The following is a 22,118-nucleotide window of genomic DNA, read 5'->3' as shown; positions in this document are numbered from 1 at the left end:
AACGTCCGCCGGTGACGGGCCCTGCGCGGTGATCAACCTGTGATCTTGGCCGGTTCCGGACGGGCGTCCGGCGCCCGGGGAGAGGTGGCCGGAAACCGCCCCCGACATATCCGTCCCATCCGCCCACGTGGCCTCCCGCGCCGACGGTCCGTCGCACATCCGTCCCAGGGGTACGGGGCATGGACCTCGCGAATCTCCCCCGGTCGTCGCTGATACCCTGGTGGCCCGTGGGCGGATGGCCCCCCAGCGCTTCTCAGGGGCCCCGGACCGCAGCGACGGCACCCCTCCGGATCCTCTGGTGATCCACCGGGCGGGGGCGCCGGTACGCACCCCAGACCGCGACCACGGGAGCCCCCTCTTGGCCATGCCGAACCGATCCTCGACCTCCTCGACGACCAAGCACATCTTCGTCACCGGGGGCGTCGCTTCCTCCCTCGGCAAGGGCCTGACCGCCTCCAGCCTGGGGGCACTCCTCAAGGCGCGGGGCCTGCGGGTCACCATGCAGAAGCTCGACCCGTACCTGAACGTCGACCCCGGCACGATGAACCCCTTCCAGCACGGTGAGGTGTTCGTCACCAACGACGGCGCCGAGACCGACCTGGACGTCGGGCACTACGAGCGCTTCCTGGACGTCGACCTCGACGGCTCCGCCAACGTCACGACCGGCCAGGTCTACTCGACGGTCATCGCCAAGGAGCGGCGCGGCGAGTACCTCGGCGACACCGTCCAGGTCATCCCGCACATCACCAACGAGATCAAGCACCGCATCCGGCGCATGGCGACCGACGACGTGGACGTCGTCATCACGGAGGTCGGCGGCACGGTCGGCGACATCGAGTCGCAGCCCTTCCTGGAGACCGTGCGCCAGGTCCGCCACGAGGTGGGCCGCGACAACGTCTTCGTCGTGCACATCTCCCTGCTCCCCTACATCGGCCCCTCCGGCGAGCTGAAGACCAAGCCCACGCAGCACTCGGTCGCGGCGCTGCGGAGCATCGGTATCCAGCCGGACGCGATCGTGCTGCGCGCCGACCGCGAGGTGCCGCTCTCGATCAAGCGCAAGATCTCGCTGATGTGCGACGTGGACGAGGACGCCGTGGTCGCGGCGATCGACGCGAAGTCCATCTACGACATCCCGAAGGTGCTGCACACCGAGGGGCTGGACGCGTACGTCGTACGGAAGCTGGACCTGCCGTTCCGCGACGTCGACTGGACCGTCTGGGACGACCTGCTGGACCGGGTCCACAACCCCGACCACGAGGTCACCGTCGCCCTCGTCGGCAAGTACATCGACCTGCCCGACGCCTATCTGTCGGTCACGGAGGCGCTGCGGGCCGGCGGCTTCGCCAACAAGGCGCGGGTCAAGGTCAAGTGGGTCACCTCGGACGACTGCAAGACGCCCGCGGGCGCGGCGCGGCAGCTCGGGGACGTCGACGGCATCCTGATCCCCGGCGGCTTCGGCGAGCGCGGTGTGACCGGCAAGGTCGGCGCGATCCAGTACGCACGTGAGCAGAAGATCCCGTTGCTGGGCATCTGTCTCGGCCTCCAGTGCATCGTCATCGAGGCCGCGCGCAACCTCCTGGAGAACCCGGACGCCAACTCCACGGAGTTCGACGCCGCGACGGCGCATCCGGTGATCTCCACGATGGAGGAACAGCTCGCCTACGTGGAGGGCGCCGGTGACCTCGGCGGCACGATGCGCCTGGGCCTCTACCCGGCGAAGCTCGCGGACGGCTCGATCGTGCGCGGTGTCTACGACGACCTGCCGTACGTGGAGGAGCGCCACCGCCACCGCTACGAGGTCAACAACGCGTACCGCGCCGAGCTGGAGAAGAAGGCGGGCATCGTCTTCTCGGGCACGTCGCCCGACAACAAGCTCGTCGAGTACGTGGAGTACCCGCGCTCGGTGCACCCGTACCTGGTCGCCACCCAGGCGCACCCGGAGCTGCGGTCGCGTCCCACCCGGCCGCACCCGCTGTTCGCAGGCCTGGTCAAGGCCGCGGTGGAGCGCCGGCAGGGCGCGTAGGGGCCCCGTCCGGGGGATAACGTTGACCGAGGTACGGCCCGTCCCGGGGGACGGGGGACCCGTACCTCGGTTTTCGCTGTGTGGCCGTGTGCCGCCGGGTGTGGAGGTAAGTTTCGATGGCGATCAAGGACACCCCCGAGGAGTGGCCGATCACGGCCACGGCGACGCCGTTCCGGGGCAACAAGACCAGCGTCCGTACGGACGACGTGGTCATGCCCGACGGCTCGGTGGCGCGCCGTGACTACCAGGTCCACCCGGGCTCGGTCGCGATCCTCGCCCTGGACGACTCGGACCGCGTGCTGGTCCTGCGTCAGTACCGGCACCCCGTGCGCCAGAAGCTGTGGGAGATCCCGGCCGGTCTGCTCGACGTCCCCGGCGAGAACCCCCTGCACGCGGCGCAGCGGGAGCTGTACGAGGAGGCGCACGTCAAGGCGGAGGACTGGCGGGTGCTGGCGGACGTCTACACGACGCCGGGCGGCTGCGACGAGTCCGTACGGATCTTCCTGGCCCGCGATCTGTCGGAGGCGGAGGGCGCGCGCTTCGACGTCTCCGAGGAGGAGGCGGACATGGAGCAGGCGCGGGTGCCGCTGCCGGAGCTGGTACGGGGCGTACTGGCGGGCGAGCTGCACAACAACGCGCTCGTGGTGGGGACGCTGGCGCTGACCGCGGCGCTTGCGGGGGACGGGGTGGCGGCGCTGCGTCCGGCGGACGCGCAGTGGCCGGCGCGCCCGTTCGAGGCGTGAGGTTCGCGAGGGCCGGGGCCGGGACCCTGGTCCGGTAGGACGAACTGCTGATCCGATTGGGGGATTTGTCGCCGCGCCCGCACGGTCGGTGCCACGGTGTCAACTACGCTCGGACCACCCGTGCGGACCCGCCGGGGCTCGACTCGCGCGCACCCCGCCGAACGGGCAGGGGAAGGACGGTGGCCGTGACGGACCAAGCGGTGGACTTGGACGGCGGGGCCTCAACTCCCCCCGAGGCAGTCGCCTCTGACGACAAGTCACCAAAGCCGTCGGCCCGGCGCCGAAGCACTCGCACGGACGACCCGCCACCAGCCCCCCGCGCCCGCAAGAAGCCCGCCCCCCGCACCCGCCGACCCCCGAAGGACCCCGAGCCGGGGACCGCCCCCACCGCCGACGACGAACCCGGCCGGGTCGACGCGGGGACCGGCGCCAGGTCGGCCTCCGGTGGTGCTCGCGGCCGGGGCGGCGACGTTCTCCCGGACCGCGAAGCGGCTGCCCGGCCGGACGCGGGCGACGGTGCCGGGGCGGCGCCCGGTGGTGGCGGTCTGGACCAGGGCCCGCCGCCCGCGCCGCGCTCCGGACGCACTCCGGTGCGCAGTGGTCCGGTCGCGCCGGAGGAGAACGCGACTCCGCGCGACGGTGCCGGGCCGGTCCCCGGTGGTGCTCGCGGCCGGGGCGGCGACGTTCCTGCGGACCGCGAAGCGGCTGCCCGGCCGGACGCGGGCGACGGCGGACCCGGGCGGGCCGGCGCGTCCGGCATCGCCGGGGCGGCGGCCGAGGGCGGCGCTCGCGGCCCGGGTGAGCCGGCTTCCGGCGACCGTGAGGCGGTCGGTCCGTCGGCTCCCACCGGGCGTGTGCCGGTGCTGGAGGCCGAGCCGTCCGACCGGGCTCCGCACGCTGTCCCCGCCCCGCCGACCACACCGGGCGCCCGCTCCATGCACCGCCCCACGGCCCCCACCCCCGCCCGCTGGTTCTTCGGGAGGCAGCGGGAGTTGAAGGCCCTGCACGGCGACATCGAGCGGGCCGGGCTCAACACCATCGCCGGGCGGCGGGCCGCCCACACCCGGGTGCTGCTCATCTCCGGGCAGCGCGGATCCGGACGGACCGCCCTCGCACGGGAGCTGGCACGGCAGGTGGGACGGCGGTATCCGGACGGGGTGCTGCACATCCGGCTCACCGAGCCCGGCGGCGACCCCGTCCCCGTCGAACGCACCGCCCGCGACCTCCTCGGCGGGTTCGGCATCCCCGTGCCGCCCGGCGCCGGCGAGGACGAGCTGTCCGGGATGGTGCGCGCCGCGCTGGCCGAACGCCGTGTCCTGCTGCTCCTCGACGACGCCCACGACGCCGAGCAGGTCGACCTCCTGCTCCCCGAGAACCCGGACTGCCTCGTCGTCGCCGTCGCGCGCGGTCCGCTCACCGGTATCCCGGACATCCGGCCGTGCACCATCGGCGGCCTGGACGCCAAGTCCGCGATCGAACTCCTCGGCACCTTCACCGGATCCGTACGGATCACCGTCGACCCCCAGGCCGCCGAGACCCTGGCGGAGGAGTGCGCCGGCCAGCCCGTCGCGCTCTCCCTCGTCGGCGGCTGGCTCGCCACCCACCCCAGGGTCTCCGTCGCCGACGCCACCAAGCGGCTGCGGGCCGTCCCCGAGGACACCGCACTGCCGCGCGGCGCCCGCCCGCTGGCCCGAGCCTTCCGGTTCGTGTACGAGGGACTGCCGCCCTCCGCCGCCGCGATGCTGCGCCTGCTCGCACTCGCACCGGCCGGATTCGCCGACGTCCACACCGCGTCCGCGCTGGCGGGCTGCTCCGTCCCCACCGCCACGGCGGCGCTGGACGACCTCGCCGCGCTGAGCCTGCTGCGCCCGGCGGGGGACCAGTTCGAGATCCCCGGCTCCCTCGCCCCGCTGATGCGCGCGCTGATGGAGGAGCACGACCGCCCCGCCGAGGTGCAGCTCGCCACGGCCCGGATGCTGGAGCGGACCGTGCGGCTGCTCCAGTCCTGCCGCGCCGTCACCGAGCCCGAGGGCTCACCGGCGCGGGCGAAGCTCGCCGCGCTGCCCCGCGCCGTGCGCTTCCCGACCGCCCGCGCCGCCGCCGACTGGCTCTCCTCCCGAAGGCCCGCGCTGCTGGCGTCCGCCCGGCTCGCGGTGGCCGACGGCGGACTGGACACCCTGGCCCGCCGACTGGTCTCCGCGCTGGTCAGGGCGCTCGCCGCGCACCAGGGCACGGACGCCGCGGCGCCGGACCTGTACGGGCTGCACCAGCTCGTCCTCGGTGTCGCCGAACGCCAGGGCCTGCACCGCGAGGAGGCAGCCGCGCTGCTGAACATCGGCGATCTGGACGCCCGGACGGGCCGTACACACGACGCGCTGGGCCGCTACCGGGCCGCTCTGGACGCCGGAAAGGCCGCGAACGACCACTACGCCACCGGCCGCGCGATGGAATCCGTGGGAAGCGCCTACGAGGAACTCCAGGACTGGCACCGCGCCGCCGACTGGTACGGCCGCGCCCTCGCCCAGCGGCTCAGCCGCGACGAGCGGGCCGACGAGGCCCGGCTGTACGGACGGCTCGGCACCGTCCACAGCTGCGCGGGCCGCTACACGGAGTCGCTGCGCAACTGGCGGGCCGCCGCCGCGGGATTCCGCAGGCTCCAGGACCACAGCGGCCAGGCCCGCGCGCTCAGCGAGGCGGCCAGGGTCCAGGAGTACGCGGGCCGCCCCGAGGATTCGCTGCACACCTGTCAGGAGGCCGTGGAGTGGGCCCGGTTGGCCGGTGACACCCGTCTCCAGGCCGAGTTGGAGCTCGGGCTCGCTGACACGCTGGAGCGCCTGGGCGACCCGACGGCGGCCCGGCTGCATCGCAGGGCCTCCGAACGACTGCTCGCCACCACCGCCTCAGCCTACGAAATCCGTGGCACCTCGGCAGAAGATTGATGCTTTGCAAGGCTAGACAGCGGGAAGTCCTTAATTAGACTGGCTCTGTCGTAAGTCAGCGATGCCTTCCGATGCGCCCCTCGGCGTATGGGTTTGTAGGGCATTGCCCGAAAACCCCTGAGCCAAGGACCGTGATCATCGTGCTCGTCGGCATCCCTCGCGAGGTCAAGAACAACGAGTTCCGGGTGGCCATCACCCCGGCCGGAGTGCACGAGCTGGTGCGCCACGGTCACCAGGTCGTCATCGAGCGGGACGCCGGCGCCGGCTCCTCGATCGCCGACGCCGAGTTCACCGCGGCCGGCGCCCGGATCCTGCCCACCGCCGACGAGGTCTGGGCCGCGGCCGACCTCGTGCTGAAGGTCAAGGAGCCCATCGCCGAGGAGTACCACCGCCTCCGCAAGGACCAGACCCTCTTCACGTATCTGCATCTCGCCGCCTCCCGCGAGTGCACCGACGCTCTCCTGAAGTCCCGCACCACCGCCATCGCGTACGAGACCGTCGAGACCGCGAACCGGCGGCTGCCGCTGCTCGCCCCGATGTCCGAGGTGGCCGGGCGGCTGGCCCCGCAGGTCGGCGCGTACCACCTGATGCGCTCGGTCGGCGGCCGAGGTGTGCTGCCCGGCGGTGTCCCGGGTACGGCTCCGGGCCGCGCCGTCGTCATCGGCGGCGGTGTCTCCGGCTGGAACGCGACCCAGATCGCGGTCGGCATGGGCTTCCACGTGACGCTGCTCGACCGGGACATCGACAAGCTGCGCGAGGCCGACAAGATCTTCGGCACGAAGGTGCAGACCATCGTCTCCAACGCGTACGAACTGGAGCGCGCGGTCGTCGAGGCCGATCTCGTCATCGGCGCCGTTCTCATCCCCGGGGCGAAGGCGCCGAAGCTCGTCACGAACGCGCTCGTCGCCAAGATGAAGCCCGGAAGTGTACTTGTCGACATTGCAATCGATCAGGGTGGCTGCTTCGAGGATTCACGCCCCACCACCCACGCCGAGCCGATCTTCCGGATCCACGACTCGGTGTTCTACTGCGTGGCCAACATGCCGGGCGCCGTACCCAACACCTCCACCTACGCGCTGACCAACGCCACGCTTCCCTACATCGTGGCGCTGGCCAACCTCGGCTGGACCGAGGCGCTGCGCCGTGACCCGGCGCTCGCCAAGGGCCTCAACACCCATGACGGGCAGGTCACTTACGGTTCCGTGGCCGAGGCGCACGGCCTTCCGTACACCGAACTGGCCACCGTTCTGGCCTGACCCGTCAACGGCGTCCGTCAACCTCGCGCCCCCGGCCGGATCTTGCTCGGCAAGGTCCGGCCGGCTGTGTGTCCCGCCACTTCCCGGCCATCGTTCAACTCGCCTCGAACGTAACCCTTTAACCCTTTCGCACCCGTGTGAATCGCGTCGGCGGGGGGGTGTGCGCCCTTGACACAAGGGTGTTCGGTTGCCGACACATCGGGCCGGGTCCGGCGGATTGTGTTGCTGCGGAGTGGTGACACGCCATAGAGTCGCCAACCGTCGGCATGGTGCCACGCTGACCTATCGATAAGTTTCCTGGTCACGTCCAAGGAGGTAAGACGACTTGTGAATGAGTCGACATTTACTCCCGGGGGTGGTCAACCAGGAATGCCTGCGATGAGCCACCAGAGCCCGTCGTCCGGGCTAGAGGCCGTCGGCTCCGTCGCTGTCCGCACCTTCACCACTCATCAGCACATGACGACAGCCCACCAGACGATGGACGGCCAACACGTGAACGCCATGGCCGGCAACGAGAGTGGCCGAGAGTCCACCCACTTCGCCGACTTCGACGAGGTGCCCCAGGGGCACTTCTACGACCCCGACGCAGAGTACGAGCCCGACCCCGAGTACGCGGCCACCCTCGCGCCCGACGCCGCACGCCAGCGCCGTGAGCGAATCGGCCCGACCGGTCGTCCCCTGCCGTACTTCCCCATCCCGGGCCCGGTCACCGACCACGGCCCCGCGAAGATCATCGCGATGTGCAACCAGAAGGGCGGCGTCGGCAAGACCACGTCGACCATCAACCTGGGCGCCGCGCTCGCGGAGTACGGCCGGCGCGTGCTGCTCGTCGACTTCGACCCGCAGGGCGCCCTGTCCGTCGGTCTCGGCGTCAACCCGATGGAGCTCGACCTCACGGTCTACAACCTGCTCATGGAGCGGGGCATGTCGGCCGACGAGGTGCTCCTGAAGACCGCCGTGCCCAACATGGACCTGCTCCCGAGCAACATCGACCTCTCGGCCGCCGAGGTGCAGCTGGTGAGCGAGGTCGCCCGGGAGTCCACGCTCCAGCGGGCGCTCAAGCCGCTGATGCAGGACTACGACTACATCGTGATCGACTGTCAGCCCTCGCTCGGTCTGCTGACCGTGAACGCGCTGACCGCCGCGCACAAGGTGATCGTCCCGCTGGAGTGCGAGTTCTTCGCGCTGCGCGGCGTGGCCCTGCTCACCGAGACCATCGAGAAGGTCCAGGAGCGGCTGAACCCGGAGCTGGAGCTCGACGGCATCCTCGCCACGATGTACGACTCCCGCACGGTGCACAGCCGCGAGGTCCTGGCGCGGGTCGTCGAGGCGTTCGACGACCACGTGTACCACACGGTGATCGGCCGGACCGTGCGCTTCCCGGAGACCACGGTCGCCGGTGAGCCCATCACCACCTACGCCTCCAACTCCGTCGGCGCCGCCGCCTATCGCCAGCTCGCCAGGGAGGTGCTCGCCCGGTGTCACGCCGAGTGAGTCTGCCCGGGGCCGACGAGCTGTTCCGTACGACCGGGGGCATGGCGCTCCAGGCTTCCTCACCGGGGGACCGGCGGCGTACCGCGAACGGTGAAGCCCGGGTCCCGGCACCGGCAGGGGAGAGCGACCAGGGCGCCGACCAGTCGGGGGCCGCGCAGCCGGCGTCACCGGCACCGGCGCCGGCCCAGGAGCACTCGGCGACCGACGCGGACTCGTCGGCGACGTCACGCAGCCGCGTCCCCGAGCAGGAGAAGCAGCGGCGGCCGCAGGGAGCGCAGGACGGCGCGGGCACGACGCCCACGGTGGGCCAGCAGGGCGGTCCCCAGGGCGCTCCGCGCCGCAGAGGGGGCCGCGGGGCCAACCGCCGCCCCAGCGGCCGGGAACGGCACGACGAGAAGATCACGGTCTACGTCTCCGCCGAGGAGCTGATGGACCTGGAGCACGCGCGCCTGGTGCTGCGGGGCGAGCACGGACTCGCCGTGGACCGGGGGCGGATCGTCCGCGAGGCGGTCGCCGTGGTCCTCGCCGACCTGGAGTCGCGCGGCGACGCGAGCATCCTCGTCCGGCGCCTGCGCGGGCGCTGAAGGTAGCCTCGGCGGACCGAACCCCCTCCTTCCGCCTCCTGGACCGCCATGCCGCCGACCGACGACTCCACAGCCCGCTCGTCCCGCCGTGCGCTGGGACGCGGGCCGGGGGCGGCGAGGCCGGTGGCGCCGGAGCCCGTAACCGGGCCGGAGCCCGAGCCCGAGCCCGCGGTCGTACGCGAGGCGGTGCCGGTGCCCGTACCGGCACCCGCCGCTGAGCCGGAGCCCCGCCCCGAGCCGGTGCCCGGTCCCGTACCCGCGCCGAACGCGTACGACGGGCCGGACGACGAGCCCGTACCGGAGCCGGAGCCCGTGGCCGTGGCGGAGTCCGCGCCCGGCGCCGACGACGGGCGCGACGCGGAAACCGAACCCGAGTCCGAACCCGAGTCCGACGACGGGCGGTTCACCGTACGGCTCGCCAACTTCGAGGGGCCCTTCGACCTGCTCCTCCAGCTCATCTCCAAGCACAAGATGGACGTCACCGAGGTCGCCCTCTCCAAGGTCACCGACGAGTTCATGGTGCACATCCGCGCCATGGGCCCCGACTGGGACCTCGACCAGACCACCGAGTTCCTGGTCGTCGCCGCCACGCTCCTCGACCTCAAGGCCGCGCGCCTGCTGCCGTCCGCCGAGGTGGAGGACGAGGGCGACCTGGCGCTGCTGGAGGCCAGGGACCTGCTCTTCGCCCGGCTGCTCCAGTACCGCGCGTACAAGCGCATCGCCGACATCCTCAGCGCCCGCCTGGACGCCGAGTCCCGGCGCTACCCCCGTACCGTCGGCCTGGAGCCGCACCACGCCGCGCTGCTCCCCGAGGTCGTCATCAGCATCGGCGCCGAGGGGTTCGCCCGGCTCGCGGTCAAGGCCATGCAGCCCAAGCCCCGACCGCAGGTGTACGTCGACCACATCCACGCGCCGCTCGTCTCCGTCCAGGAACAGGCGGGCATCGTCGTGGCGCTGCTGCGGGCGGCCGGCGAGGTGAGTTTCCTGACACTCGCCGAGGACGCCCCGGACACGCTCACCGTGGTGGCGCGCTTCCTGGCGCTGCTGGAGCTCTACCGGGAGAAGGCCGTCGCCCTGGACCAGGACGAGGCCCTGGGCCCGCTCATGGTGCGCTGGACGGGCGGGGACGACGACGCGTCGCCGCGGGTGACGGACGAGTTCGACCGACCGCCCGACAGCCCGACCGGCACCGGGGCACCGAAGGACGCGAGCGAGGAGAAGGCGTGAGCGAGGACCGTACGGTCGCCGACCTCGAGATCAAGCCCGCCCTGGAGGCGGTCCTCATGGTCGTCGACGAGCCCGCGACCGAGGACCACCTGGCCAAGGTGCTGGACCGGCCGCGCCGTGCCGTCGCCGACGCGCTGCGCGAGCTGGCCGACGAGTACACCGTCCAGCGGCGCGGATTCGAGCTGCGGCTCGTCGCGGGCGGCTGGCGCTTCTACTCGCGGCCCGAGTACGCGGCGGCCGTGGAGGGCTTCGTGCTCGACGGCCAGCAGGCCCGGCTCACCCAGGCCGCCCTGGAGACCCTGGCGGTCGTCGCGTACCGCCAGCCGGTCAGCCGGTCCCGGGTCTCGGCCGTACGCGGAGTGAACTGCGACGGGGTCATGCGGACCCTCCTCCAGCGCGGTCTGGTGGAGGAGGCGGGAGCGGAACCCGAAACAGGTGCGATCCTGTACAGGACGACGAACTATTTCCTGGAGCGGATGGGCCTGCGCGGTCTGGACGAGCTTCCGGAACTCGCGCCCTTCCTTCCGGAGGCGGACGCGATCGAGGCCGACACCCTGGAAGGCGTTCCGTCGTTCGATCCGGACGCACCGTACGCCCCGGAAACTCACGCAGACGACAAGACGGACATTTGATGCGAAGCAACGGCAGGAACAGCGGAAGCGGCAGCGGCAGCGGAAACCGGAGCGGCGGCGGCCGGGGAGCCGCGGGCGGCAAGCCCCAGTCGAGGGCCGGCGGCGGTCGCGGCGGCAGCGGCGCGGGCCGGGGGAGCGGTGGCGGCGGCGGTGCGCGCGGCGACAAGCAGCCGAAGCGTGAGGGCACCCCGCGTCCCGAGGAGCGCCGTTACGACGTCGGGCGCCCCGGTGGTCCCGGCGGCGGCCAGGGTGGCGGCGGCCGTGGCGCATCGGCGCGCGGCGGTGCCAAGGGCGGCCCGAAGGCCCCGAGCGCCGCGGCCAAGCGCCGGGCGCAGGGCAAGCCCGCCCGCCCGCGCGAGCTGGACGCCAAGATCGAGCAGCGCAACCGCGACCGGTACGCGGACAAGCCGGAGATCAGGACCCCCAGGACCAACCCGGGCGCCGAGCAGGAGGGCGAGCGGCTCCAGAAGGTGCTGGCGCGCGCCGGCATGGGATCACGCCGGGCCTGCGAGGAGCTGATCGAGCAGGCCCGGGTGGAGGTCAACGGCGAGATCGTCGTAGAGCAGGGCATGCGGGTCGATCCGCAGCACGACGAGATCAAGGTCGACGGGCTGACCGTCGCCACCCAGTCGTATCTCTTCTTCGCGCTGAACAAGCCCGCCGGTGTGGTCTCCACGATGGGCGACCCGGACGGCAGGCAGAACCTGGGCGACTACGTCACCAACCGCGAGACGCGGCTGTTCCACGTGGGCCGGCTGGACACCGAGACCGAGGGCATCATCCTGCTCACCAACCACGGTGAGCTGGCCCACCGTCTCACGCACCCCCGGTACGGCGTGAAGAAGACGTATCTCGCCGCGGTCCAGGGCCCGTTGCCGCGTGAGCTGGGCAAGCGCCTCAAGGACGGCATCCCGCTGGAGGACGGCTACGCGCGCGCCGACCACTTCCGCGTGGTGGAGAACACCGGGAAGAACTACCTGGTCGAGGTCACGCTCCACGAGGGCCGCAAGCACATCGTGCGGCGCATGCTCTCCGAGGCGGGATTCCCCGTCGAGCGGCTGGTCCGGACGTCGTTCGGCCCGATCCCGCTGGGTGACCAGAAGTCCGGCTGGCTGCGCCGTCTCACCAACACGGAGGTCGGCATGCTGATGAAGGAAGTCGGTCTGTAGCCGCTCCCGACCCGCACCGAGTGACGAAAGCCCGTGGCCCGAGGCCGCGGGCTTTTCCGCTTGTGGCGCGCGCCCGTTCACCTTTATAGTCATAGTGACCATTAAGGAGGCGGGCGTGAGTCTCGCGGAAATCCTCGACGCGTTGCAGCAGCCGCTCGTGACCGTTCTCGACACCCCGGTGAGCTGGACCGAGGTGCTCGGCTTCGGCAGCGGAGCGCTCTGCGTCTGGCTCGTCGCCCGGCAGCACATCGCCAACTGGCCGATCGGCATCGCCAACAACCTGTTCTTCATCCTGCTGTTCACCCAGGCCGGCCTCTACGCCGACGCCGGGCTGCAGGTTGTCTTCATCGCCCTCGCCACGTACGGCTGGTGGACCTGGACCCACGGGGGTGGACCAGGCTCCGCGTACCTCCCGGTGCGGCGCACCTCGCGCACCGAGTGGGGCTGGCTGCTCGCGGCGGGGGCGGTGGGCACCCTCGCCCTGACGCTGCTCCTGGACCACCAGACCTCCTCCACGGTGCCGTTCTGGGACGCCGTCACCACCGCGCTGTCGCTGATGGCGACCTACGGGCAGTGCCGCAAGCGCCTGGAGTCCTGGTGGCTCTGGATCGCGGCCGACGTCGTCTACATCCCGCTCTACGCGCACAAGGACCTCTATCTGACGTCGATCCTCTACATCGGCTTCATGACCCTGTGCGTCATCGGACTGCGCAACTGGTCGCGCGATCTGGAGCGGCGCACGTCCGGCCCCGTGGAGGTCACGGCATGAGCGCGGGAGACGGGCGCGGCACCGGAGCGGGCGACGGACACGGCAGGGGCGCCGGATACGGACACGGCCTGGTCCTCGGCAAGTTCTACCCTCCCCACGCCGGCCACCACCACCTCGTACGGACCGCGCGGGAGCGATGCGAGCGGCTCACGGTCCTCGTCTGCGCCGCCTCCGTCGAGTCGGTCCCGCTCGCCGACCGCGTCGCCTGGATGCGCGAGGTCCACCCGGACGTCGAGGTCGTCGGCGCCGTCGACGACACCCGCATGGATCTGCACGACCCGGCGATCTGGGACGCGCACATGGCGGTCTTCCGGGGCGCCGTCCCCGAGCCCGTGGACGCCGTCTTCACCTCCGAACCGTACGGGGAGGAACTCGCCCGCCGCTTCGGCGCCGAGTCCGTCCTCGTCGACCCGGAACGCACCCGCCACCCCGTCTCCGGGACCGCCGTCCGCAAGGACCCGGTGGGCTGCTGGGAGTTCCTCGCCCCGCCCGTGCGGGCCGCGCTCACCCGTCGCGTCGTGGTGCTCGGCGCCGAGTCCACCGGCACCACGACCCTGGCGCGGGCCCTCACCGGGCACTTCCGGGCGCGCGGCGGTGTATGGGCCCGAACCCGCTGCGTCGACGAGTACGGACGGGAGTTCAGCGAACGCAGACTCACCGCCCTGCGCGCCCGGTGGCCCGGTGCGCAGTGGGAGGACGTCGAATTCACCACCGACGACTTCCCGTTGATCGCCGAGCGGCAGAACGAGTGGGAGGAGGCGGCGGCCCGCGCCGGCTCACCCGTCCTGTTCTGCGACACCGACTCCTTCGCCACCACCGTCTGGCACGAGCGGTACGTCGGCGGACGCAACCCGCTCGTCGAGGAGGTCGCCGACCGCGTCCCGCACCATCTCTGGCTTCTCACCGGCCACGAGGGCGTCGCCTTCGAGGACGACGGACTGCGGGACGGCGAGGAGCTGCGGCCCTGGATGACGGGCCGGTTCAGGGACGAACTGACCCGCACAGGAAGGCCGTTCGTCGCGCTCGACGGGCCGCGCGAGAAGCGGCTCGCCGACGCGGTCGCCGCCGTGGACGCCCTGCTGGACCAGGGCTGGCACTTCGCCGCGCCCCTGCCGGAGAACAGATGACATCCCCACAGCCCGGCTCACGGCCGGACCGGCAGCAGCCGCCCCGCGCCCCCGAGAACTACGATCCCACCGACTTCGTGCCCTTCGCCGTCACCGTCGACCTCGCCGTCTTCACCGTCCGCGAGAACAGCCTGCACGTACTGCTCGTCGAACGCGGCGAGGAACCGTATCTGGGCCACTGGGCGCTGCCCGGGGGCTTCGTACGGCCCCGCGAGTCCGCCGGGCAGGCGGCGAGGCGCGAACTCGCCGAGGAGACCGGCCTGTCACCGGACACCGTCGCCGGACTGCGGCCCGAGCAGCTGCGCACCTACAGCGACCCGGACCGCGACCCCCGGATGCGGGTCGTCTCCGTCGCGTACACCGCGCTCGTGCCCGACCTGCCCGAACCGCGCGGCGGGGGCGACGCCGCCCGGGCCCGCTGGACCCGGTACGAGGACGGTGAACCCGGCGGGCTGGCCTTCGACCACGGCCGGATCCTGGCCGACGGCCGGCGCCGTATCGGCGCCAAGCTCGAATACACCTGCCTCGCCACGGAGTTCTGCCCGCCCCGGTTCACCCTCGGCGAGCTCCAGCAGGTGTACGAGACGGTCTGGGGCGTGGCGCTCGACCGCCCCAACTTCCGCCGCAAGGTGCTGACCTCACCCGGCTTCGTCGAACCGGTGGAGGGCCCGCCGCGCCGCACCGGCGGCCGGGGCAAACCGGCCGCCCTCTACCGCGCGGGCACCGCCACCGCACTCCACCCGCCGCTGCTTCGACCGGAAGGACGTCCCACCTCATGACCTCATCGAAGACCGCCGACAAGAGAGCCGCCACGGGCGCCATGACGGGGCTCGCGCTCGGTGACGCCCTCGGCTTCCCCACCGAGTTCAACGACGTGCCCTCGATCCTCGCCAAGTTCGGCCCCTGGCGCGGGATACCGCTGATGGAACCGGCGATCGTCAGCGACGACACGCAGATGACACTCGCGCTCGGCCGCGGTCTGCGCACGGCCATGGACCGGGGGTCCCTCGGGCCGCTGCGTCTGGCCCGGCCGGTACGCGAGGAGTTCGTGAACTGGTTCCACGACCCGCAGAACAACCGGGCGCCCGGCCGCACCTGCATGACGGCCTGCCAGCTCCTCGACAGCGACCGGCCCTGGCAGCGCGCCAGCCGCATCGACTCCAAGGGCTGCGGCGCCAACATGCGGGTCGCGCCGATCGGCCTCGCCCCCGGCCTCAGCGCCGCACAGCGCTCCGGCGCCGCGCAGTTGCAGTCCGGGCTCACCCACGGCCACCCGACGGCGCTGGCCGCGTCCGACCTCACGGCCCACGCGGTCCACCTCCTGGCGCGGGGGACCGAACCGCTGGGCCTGGTCGGCCTGCTGCGCTCGTACGCCTACGAGAACCGGTCCCGCTACCACCACGAGTGGCTCGGCGACCTGTGGACCCACAGCCAGGACCCGACACCCGAGCACTTCATCGAGCGGGGCTGGGACGACTGCCTGGCCGTGCTCGAACGGCTCCGGCAGGCGCTGCGCTCACCGTCCCCCGAGACCGACCCGTGCCTGGCCACCGGTGACGGCTGGATCGCCGAGGAGGCGTTCGCCACCGGGCTGCTGTGCTTCCTGCTCTTCCCCGAGGAGCCGGTCACGGCGCTGCGCCGGGCCGCCTGCACCAAGGGCGACTCCGACTCGATCGCCTGTCTGACGGGCGCGTTCGCCGGCGCCCACCTCGGGGCGGGCGCCTGGCCCGGGGAGTGGGCGGACCGGATCGAGTACCGCGAGGAGCTGATGGAACTCGGAGCACTCTGGGACGCTTGATCCATGCGTATGGATAACGAACACCTGGCGGACGGCGCGCCCTTCGGTGACCCGCTCGACGAATCCCCGGCCGCACGCGCCCGGCGTCTTCTGCGGGCGGGGCTGCCGGCGACCGATCTCGCCCCGGCCCTCGCCGGCGAGACGGATCCGCTGCTGTTCGCCACCGTCTCCGGCGCCCACCTCTACGGCTTCCCCTCCACCGACTCGGACGTCGACCTGCGCGGGGCGCACCTGCTGCCGGTGGCCGAACTCATCGGACTCCACGAGCCGGACGAGACCCGGTCGCGGATGTGGGACAGCGACGGTGTGGAGATGGACCTGGTCAGCCATGACCTGCGGAAGTTCGTCCGCATGATGATGCGGCGCAACGGCTACGTCCTGGAACAGCTCCACTCGCCGCTGGTCGTCCACTCGACGGATGCGCACCGGGAACTGCTGTCGCTGGCACCGGGGGTGCTGACCGGCCACCACGCGCACCACTACCGGGGATTCGCCGCCACCCAGTGGCGGCTGTTCGAGAAGACCGGCGAACTCAAGCCGCTGCTCTACACCTTCCGCGCGCTGCTCACCGGAATCCATCTGATGCGCAGCGGCGAGGTGCAGGCCCATCTGCCCACCCTGCTGGGCGAGGTGAGCGCGCCCGGCTATCTGCCCGAGCTGATCGAGGCGAAGGCCGAGGCGGAGCACGGCGCGGCGACCGGCCTCGTCCCGACCCGGCTCCAGAGCGACGTGGACGCGCTCCACGAGGTCCTGGCGGACGCCAGGGACCGGACCCGGCTGCCGGACTCACCGGCCGGTTACGAAGCCCTCCACGACCTCGTCGTGCGCACCCGCCTTCAGCGCTGACGCCCGCCTCGCGCGGATCACGAAGTCCTCGACCCGCGCCCGGTCGGGCTCGGCGGGCAGCGCCGAGCCGGCGAGCGCGGCGTCGGCCTCCGCAGCGAGACGGTTCATCCGCCGCTCCACCTCGGGCCACGGGACCTCACCGCGCTTGACCGCCAGCAGCGGCTCCCGCTCCTCGCCCGCGTCGATGACCAGCCGGCCCGTGCGCAGCAGGTCGCGGCAGCAGCCGAGCAGCCGCAGCAGGTGCATGGCGTGCTTCCAGCGGGGCTCGCCGTGCCGCCGGATGTCCGCCTCCAGCTTCCTGCGCTGGCCGATCGCGTAACGGACGAACGTCTCGTGCGCCTGCCGGGAGAGGAACGCGCCGCGCAGGGCGAGCAGTTCACGGCCCGTGTCGTCCACGTGCTCGACCAGCGGCGAGTGCAGACATTCGAGCACGTTGGGGTTGCTGCGCAGCGCGAGCAGGCAGAACCGCTCCAGCTCCCAGGAGAACTGCTCGTCGGCCGGTCCGTCGACATGCGTGGGGGGCTTGTCGAAGCGCCAGTACAGCGGCGTGGGAGCCAGGAACACGCCCCGGCGGTCGGTGTCGCTGCCCTCGGTCGCCAGCCCGAAGGCGCGGGAGCCCATGACGCACGCGTAGACGGTGTGGTCACGTACCAGGTCCTCGGGTCTCATACGCACGCAGATTACGGGGAGCCCCGCCCCGGGCCCTATCCGGTTATCGGCTGGGACCCCGGACCCCGCCCGCCGCTCCGGGCCGTCTCGCGCAACGGTCGTCCGGTCCGTACCGTCGATCATCTGTCTAACCTGGCAGCGGAACACGATCACTGAGCGGGACGAGGAGTACGACGTGCCGGTACGAGCTGTCCGAGGGGCCGTCCAGCTGGAGCGCGACGAGCCGGGACACATGGACGAGCAGGTCGCCCTGCTGCTCTCCGCCATCCTGGAGCGCAACGGCCTCGGCGCCGACGACCTGATCAGCATCTGGTTCACCGCCACCCCCGACCTGCACAGCGACTTCCCGGCCGCCGCCGCGCGCGGCATCGGCATCACCGACGTCCCGCTGATCTGCGCGCAGGAGCTCGACATAGCGGGCGCCATGCCCCGCGTGGTCCGCATACTCGCCCACATCGAGTCCGAACGGTCCCGTTCCGAGATCGCGCACGTCTACCTCGGCGCCGCGGCCGCACTCCGCAAGGACATCGCCCAGTGAGAACCGCGCTCGTCATCGGAACCGGCCTGATCGGCACCTCGGCCGCCCTGACCCTCGCCGGCCGCGGAGTCACCGTCCACCTCGTGGACCACGACCCCGACAGGGCGCGGACGGCGGCGGCGCTCGGCGCCGGCACCGAGGAGCCCCGGAAGGGCCCCGTCGACCTCGCCATCGTCGCCGTACCGCCCGCCCACACCGCCACGGCCGTCGCCGCCGCGATGCGCGCGGACAGCGCCCGCGGCTACCTGGACGTCGCCAGCGTCAAGGGCGGCCCCCGGCGCGAGCTGGAAGGGATGGGCCTCGACCTGAGCACGTACATCGGTACGCATCCGATGGCCGGCAAGGAGAGCTCGGGCCCCCTCGCGGCATCCGCCGACCTCTTCGAGGGCCGCCCCTGGGTGCTGACCCCCACCTCCGCCACCGACACCGAGGTGCTGAACCTCGCCCTCGAACTCGTCGCGCTCTGCCGGGCGGTGCCGGTGGTCATGGACGCCGACGCGCACGACCGGGCCGTCGCCCTCGTCTCCCACACACCGCAGCTGATCTCCTCGATGGTCGCCGCCCGACTGGAGGAGGCCGACGAGACCGCCGTACGCCTCTGCGGCCAGGGCATCCGCGACGTGACGCGCATCGCCGCCTCCGACCCCCTCATGTGGGTCGACATCCTCGCCGCGAACCCGGGCCCGGTCGCCGACGTCCTCGCGGGCGTGGCCACCGACCTCGGCGAGACCGTCGAGGCGCTGCGGGCGCTCCAGTCCGCCGACGAGACCGAGCGGCGCGACGGCACCCGGGGCATCGAGGACGTCCTGCGGCGCGGCAACGCCGGCCGGGTGCGGGTGCCGGGCAAGCACGGCGCGGCACCGGCGTCGTACGAGACCGTGGCCGTCCTGATCAGCGACCGGCCGGGCGAGCTGGCCCGTATCTTCGCGGACGCCGGGAGCGCCGGGGTCAACGTCGAGGACGTGCGGATCGAGCACGCGACCGGGCAGGAGGCGGGTCTGGTGCAGCTGATGGTGGATCCCCCGTCGGCCCCCGTCCTGAGCGCCGCACTGCGCGATCGCGGCTGGTCGATCCGCTGGTGACGGCGGTACGGCCGGGCGGTGACCGGGGTGCCCGGGCCACGCCTCCGGCGGGTGCGCGGGCGGGCTTTCACGGGGGTGTGAGGCGCGGTCCCAGCACTCGGTAACCTTGTGCGGGGGCGTACTGACGTCTGGGCGTCCGGAGGCGACCCCCCGAACGTCACGAGACCCATCCGCGAACCACTTCGCGTACGACTCCGCGCCCCGTGAACCAGGAAGGTGTCCGCCCCCGTGGAAACCGCTGCAACCGCCGCCAGGACCGCTCCGGCCGCCGTGATCGTCGCCATCGACGGGCCCGCGGGCACCGGCAAGTCGAGCACGTCCCGGTCCGTGGCCACCCAGCTCGGGCTGAGCTACCTGGACACCGGCGCGCAGTACCGGGCGATCACCTGGTGGATGATCAGCAACGGCGTCGACACCGAGGACCCCTCGGCCGTCGCCACGGCCGCCGACAAGCCGGTGATCGTCTCCGGCACCGACGCGTCGAACCCGACGATCACCGTCGACGGCGTGGACGCCTCCGGCCCCATCCGCACCCAGGAGGTCACGGGCAGGGTCAGCGCGGTCAGCGCCGTCCCCGAGGTGCGGGCCGTCATCACCGAACTCCAGCGCTCCATCGCCGCCGGCGCCGTCAACGGCATCGTCGTCGAGGGCCGCGACATCGGCACGACCGTGCTGCCCGACGCCGATCTGAAGGTCTTCCTCACCGCCTCGCCGGAGGCGCGCGCCGCGCGCCGCAGCGGCGAACTGAAGGGCAAGGAGGCGACGGACCTCGCCGCCACCAGGGAAGCGCTGATCAAGCGGGACGCGATCGACTCCGGCCGCAAGACGTCGCCGCTGGCCAAGGCGGCCGACGCGGTCGAGGTGGACACCACCGACCTCACGCTCCAGCAGGTCATCGAGTGCGTCGTCACCCTTGTCGAGGAGAAGCGGGCGGCCCGGTGAACGGACCCTCCCCGAAGGGCGCGGCGGTCGGCCGCGGCATCGGCATCGGCCTCATGTACGGCCTGTGGAAGCCGCGGGTGCTCGGCGCCTGGCGGGTCCCCGCCGCCGGTCCGGTGATCCTCGCCGTCAACCACTCGCACAACATCGACGGGCCGATGCTCATGGGCACCGCGCCCAGGCCCGTCCACTTCCTGATCAAGAAGGAAGCCTTCATCGGTCCGCTCGATCCCTTCCTGCTGGCCATCGGACAGCTGAAGGTGGACCGTGAAACCACCGACCGCGCCGCCGTCACCGACGCGCTCGGGGTGCTCCGGTGCGGCGGCGTCCTCGGGATCTTCCCCGAGGGCAGCAGGGGCGAGGGCGACTTCGCCTCGCTGCGGTCCGGGCTCGCGTACTTCGCCGTACGGACCGGGGCGCCGATCGTCCCGGTCGCGGTGCTGGGGAGCACGGAACGCCGCGGACGGCTGATATCCGCGCTGCCACCGCTGCGCAGCCGTGTCGACGTCGTCTTCGGGGACCCGTTCGAGGCGGGTGAGGGCGGCGGCAGGCGCACGCGGCGGGCGATGGACGACGCCACGCTGCGGATCCAGAAGCGGCTGACCGCCCATCTGGACAACGCCAGGCGCCTCACCGGGCGCCGGGCAGGACTTTGAGTAGTGCGTCGCGCAGTCGCGGCGCACCGATCACGATGAACGAGGTACGGACTTCATGAACGACCACATCGACTCCTCCTCCGGCGACGAGCACGGAGAGCTCGGCGACGCCGAGTACTCGGAGTTCATGGAGCTCGCCACCCACGAGGGCTTCGATCCCGAGGAGATCGAGGGCGCGATCGACGAGGCCGGTCACGGCCCGCTGCCCGTCCTCGCGGTCGTCGGCCGCCCCAATGTCGGCAAGTCGACCCTGGTGAACCGCATCATCGGCCGCCGTGAGGCAGTCGTCCAGGACAAGCCCGGCGTCACGCGCGACCGCGTGACATACGAGGCCGAATGGGCCGGACGCCGCTTCAAGGTCGTCGACACCGGCGGCTGGGAGCAGGACGTCCTCGGTCTCGACGCGGCCGTCGCCGCCCAGGCCGAGTACGCGATCGAGGCCGCCGACGCGGTCGTGTTCGTCGTGGACTCCACCGTCGGCGCCACCGACACCGACGAGGCCGTCGTCAAACTCCTGCGCCGCGCGGGCAAGCCCGTCGTGCTGTGCGCCAACAAGGTCGACGGCCAGAGCGGCGAGGCCGACGCGACGGCGCTGTGGTCGCTGGGTCTCGGCGAACCGCACCCGGTGTCCTCGCTGCACGGCCGCGGTACGGGCGACATGCTCGACGCCGTCCTGGAGGCGCTCCCCGAGGCCCCGGAGCAGACCTTCGGCACGGCCGTCGGCGGCCCGCGCCGGATCGCGCTGATCGGCCGCCCGAACGTCGGCAAGTCGTCGCTGCTGAACAAGGTCGCGGGCGAGGAGCGCGTCGTCGTCAACGAGATCGCGGGCACCACCCGTGACCCGGTCGACGAACTGATCGAACTCGGCGGCAAGGTCTGGAAGTTCGTGGACACGGCCGGCATCCGGCGCCGTGTCCACCTCCAGGAGGGCGCCGACTACTACGCCTCGCTCCGCACGGCGGCGGCCGTGGAGAAGGCCGAGGTCGCCGTCGTCCTGATCGACACCAGCGAGTCCATCAGCGTCCAGGACCAGCGCATCATCACGATGGCCGTCGACGCGGGCCGCGCCCTCGTCGTCGCGTTCAACAAGTGGGACACCCTCGACGAGGAGCGCCGCTACTACCTGGAACGCGAGATCGAGACCGAGCTGGGACAGATCGCGTGGGCGCCCCGCGTCAACGTGTCCGCGCGCACCGGACGCCACATGGAGCGGCTGGTCCCGGCGATCGAGACGGCTCTCGAAGGCTGGGAGACCCGCGTGCCCACCGGCAGGCTCAACGCCTTCCTCGGCGAACTCGTCGCCGGGCACCCGCACCCGATCCGCGGCGGCAAGCAGCCGCGCATCCTGTTCGGTACACAGGCGGGCACCCGGCCGCCCCGGTTCGTCCTCTTCGCGTCCGGCTTCATCGAGGCGGGCTACCGGCGGTTCGTGGAGCGCAGGCTCCGTGAGGAGTTCGGCTTCGAGGGCACCCCGATCCACATCTCGGTGCGGGTGCGGGAGAAGCGCGGCCGCAAGAAGTGACGCGCGGCGGTTGACGAACATGCCGGTGGGGGGGGGGGGGGGGGGGGGTGGGGGTGGGGGGGACGGAAGGGGTAGGCCGTCTCGGCGGAGGGCAAAGTAACCGTG

General features: G+C 72.2%; 20 protein-coding genes. 19 read left to right on the top strand and 1 reads right to left on the bottom strand.

What is annotated here, in order from left to right; translation table 11 throughout:
• The first annotated feature begins 364 nt into the window (after positions 1-364).
• From ACZ61E_RS25230 to ACZ61E_RS25165, 14 genes are all read left to right on the top strand, one after another.
• The gene (locus ACZ61E_RS25230) at positions 365-2,023 is read left to right on the top strand and encodes a CTP synthase (RefSeq protein ID WP_469702135.1); all 1,659 of its coding nucleotides are present in this window, start codon (positions 365-367) and stop codon (positions 2,021-2,023) included.
• 116 nt (positions 2,024-2,139) lie between these two features.
• Complete coding sequence (locus tag ACZ61E_RS25225) at positions 2,140-2,766, top strand: NUDIX domain-containing protein (RefSeq protein WP_469702134.1); 627 nt, start codon at positions 2,140-2,142, stop codon at positions 2,764-2,766.
• A 935-nt stretch (positions 2,767-3,701) separates the two neighbouring features.
• Complete coding sequence (locus ACZ61E_RS25220; RefSeq protein WP_469702149.1) at positions 3,702-5,705, top strand: tetratricopeptide repeat protein; 2,004 nt, start codon at positions 3,702-3,704, stop codon at positions 5,703-5,705.
• 140 nt (positions 5,706-5,845) lie between these two features.
• Positions 5,846-6,961 (top strand): alanine dehydrogenase, encoded by a 1,116-nt coding sequence (ald, locus tag ACZ61E_RS25215; RefSeq protein WP_469702148.1) that lies wholly within the window; start codon positions 5,846-5,848, stop codon positions 6,959-6,961.
• 378 nt (positions 6,962-7,339) lie between these two features.
• On the top strand, positions 7,340-8,455 hold the full coding sequence (locus tag ACZ61E_RS25210) for a ParA family protein (RefSeq protein ID WP_469702133.1): 1,116 nt from the start codon (positions 7,340-7,342) through the stop codon (positions 8,453-8,455).
• The gene (locus tag ACZ61E_RS25205) at positions 8,440-9,039 is read left to right on the top strand and encodes a hypothetical protein (protein WP_469702132.1); all 600 of its coding nucleotides are present in this window, start codon (positions 8,440-8,442) and stop codon (positions 9,037-9,039) included. The genes ACZ61E_RS25210 and ACZ61E_RS25205 overlap by 16 nt, the downstream gene beginning before the upstream one ends.
• A 48-nt stretch (positions 9,040-9,087) precedes the next feature.
• Positions 9,088-10,266 (top strand): segregation and condensation protein A, encoded by a 1,179-nt coding sequence (locus ACZ61E_RS25200; protein ID WP_469702131.1) that lies wholly within the window; start codon positions 9,088-9,090, stop codon positions 10,264-10,266.
• Positions 10,263-10,898: an SMC-Scp complex subunit ScpB gene (gene scpB / locus ACZ61E_RS25195; RefSeq protein WP_469702130.1), complete on the top strand. Its 636-nt coding sequence runs from the start codon at positions 10,263-10,265 to the stop codon at positions 10,896-10,898. Before ACZ61E_RS25200 ends, scpB begins: the two co-directional genes overlap by 4 nt.
• Complete coding sequence (locus tag ACZ61E_RS25190; protein ID WP_469702129.1) at positions 10,898-12,067, top strand: pseudouridine synthase; 1,170 nt, start codon at positions 10,898-10,900, stop codon at positions 12,065-12,067. The genes scpB and ACZ61E_RS25190 overlap by 1 nt, the downstream gene beginning before the upstream one ends.
• A gap of 115 nt (positions 12,068-12,182) precedes the next feature.
• The gene (pnuC, locus tag ACZ61E_RS25185; RefSeq protein WP_469702128.1) at positions 12,183-12,836 is read left to right on the top strand and encodes a nicotinamide riboside transporter PnuC; all 654 of its coding nucleotides are present in this window, start codon (positions 12,183-12,185) and stop codon (positions 12,834-12,836) included.
• A complete protein-coding gene (locus tag ACZ61E_RS25180; protein ID WP_469702127.1) occupies positions 12,833-13,963 on the top strand; it encodes an AAA family ATPase in 1,131 nt (376 codons plus the stop codon). Before pnuC ends, ACZ61E_RS25180 begins: the two co-directional genes overlap by 4 nt.
• A complete protein-coding gene (locus ACZ61E_RS25175) occupies positions 13,960-14,742 on the top strand; it encodes an NUDIX hydrolase (RefSeq protein WP_469702126.1) in 783 nt (260 codons plus the stop codon). The genes ACZ61E_RS25180 and ACZ61E_RS25175 overlap by 4 nt, the downstream gene beginning before the upstream one ends.
• Positions 14,739-15,761 carry an ADP-ribosylglycohydrolase family protein gene (locus ACZ61E_RS25170; protein ID WP_469702125.1) on the top strand — a complete coding sequence of 341 codons (1,023 nt, stop codon included), beginning with the start codon at positions 14,739-14,741 and terminating at the stop codon, positions 15,759-15,761. The genes ACZ61E_RS25175 and ACZ61E_RS25170 overlap by 4 nt, the downstream gene beginning before the upstream one ends.
• 3 nt (positions 15,762-15,764) lie before the next feature.
• Entirely contained in the window at positions 15,765-16,607 is an 843-nt protein-coding gene (locus ACZ61E_RS25165; protein WP_469702124.1) for a nucleotidyltransferase domain-containing protein, read from the top strand.
• Here the strand turns inward: ACZ61E_RS25165 and ACZ61E_RS25160 are convergent.
• Positions 16,548-17,276, bottom strand: coding sequence for a nucleotidyltransferase domain-containing protein (locus ACZ61E_RS25160; protein WP_469702123.1), 729 nt, complete (start codon positions 17,274-17,276; stop codon positions 16,548-16,550). The two genes, ACZ61E_RS25165 and ACZ61E_RS25160, sit on opposite strands and share 60 nt — an antisense overlap.
• Before the next feature lie 175 nt (positions 17,277-17,451).
• Between ACZ61E_RS25160 and aroH the strand changes: the two genes are divergently transcribed.
• The 5 genes from aroH to der all read left to right on the top strand — a co-directional run bounded on the left by aroH (position 17,452) and on the right by der (position 22,013).
• Positions 17,452-17,814: a chorismate mutase gene (gene aroH, locus ACZ61E_RS25155; protein WP_469702122.1), complete on the top strand. Its 363-nt coding sequence runs from the start codon at positions 17,452-17,454 to the stop codon at positions 17,812-17,814.
• A complete protein-coding gene (locus ACZ61E_RS25150; protein ID WP_469702121.1) occupies positions 17,811-18,896 on the top strand; it encodes a prephenate dehydrogenase in 1,086 nt (361 codons plus the stop codon). Before aroH ends, ACZ61E_RS25150 begins: the two co-directional genes overlap by 4 nt.
• Positions 18,897-19,112: 216 nt before the next feature.
• Positions 19,113-19,838: a (d)CMP kinase gene (gene cmk, locus ACZ61E_RS25145; RefSeq protein ID WP_469702120.1), complete on the top strand. Its 726-nt coding sequence runs from the start codon at positions 19,113-19,115 to the stop codon at positions 19,836-19,838.
• 53 nt (positions 19,839-19,891) lie between these two features.
• Positions 19,892-20,491, top strand: coding sequence for a lysophospholipid acyltransferase family protein (locus ACZ61E_RS25140; protein ID WP_469702147.1), 600 nt, complete (start codon positions 19,892-19,894; stop codon positions 20,489-20,491).
• Between the two features lie 55 nt (positions 20,492-20,546).
• Complete coding sequence (gene der, locus ACZ61E_RS25135) at positions 20,547-22,013, top strand: ribosome biogenesis GTPase Der (RefSeq protein WP_469702119.1); 1,467 nt, start codon at positions 20,547-20,549, stop codon at positions 22,011-22,013.
• Positions 22,014-22,118 lie beyond the last annotated feature (105 nt).

The sequence above is a fragment of the Streptomyces sp. NPDC104581 genome (genome assembly GCF_055583685.1).
Note: the sequence above shows the minus strand (reverse complement) of the source record. Positions and strands in the feature narration are given on the sequence as shown.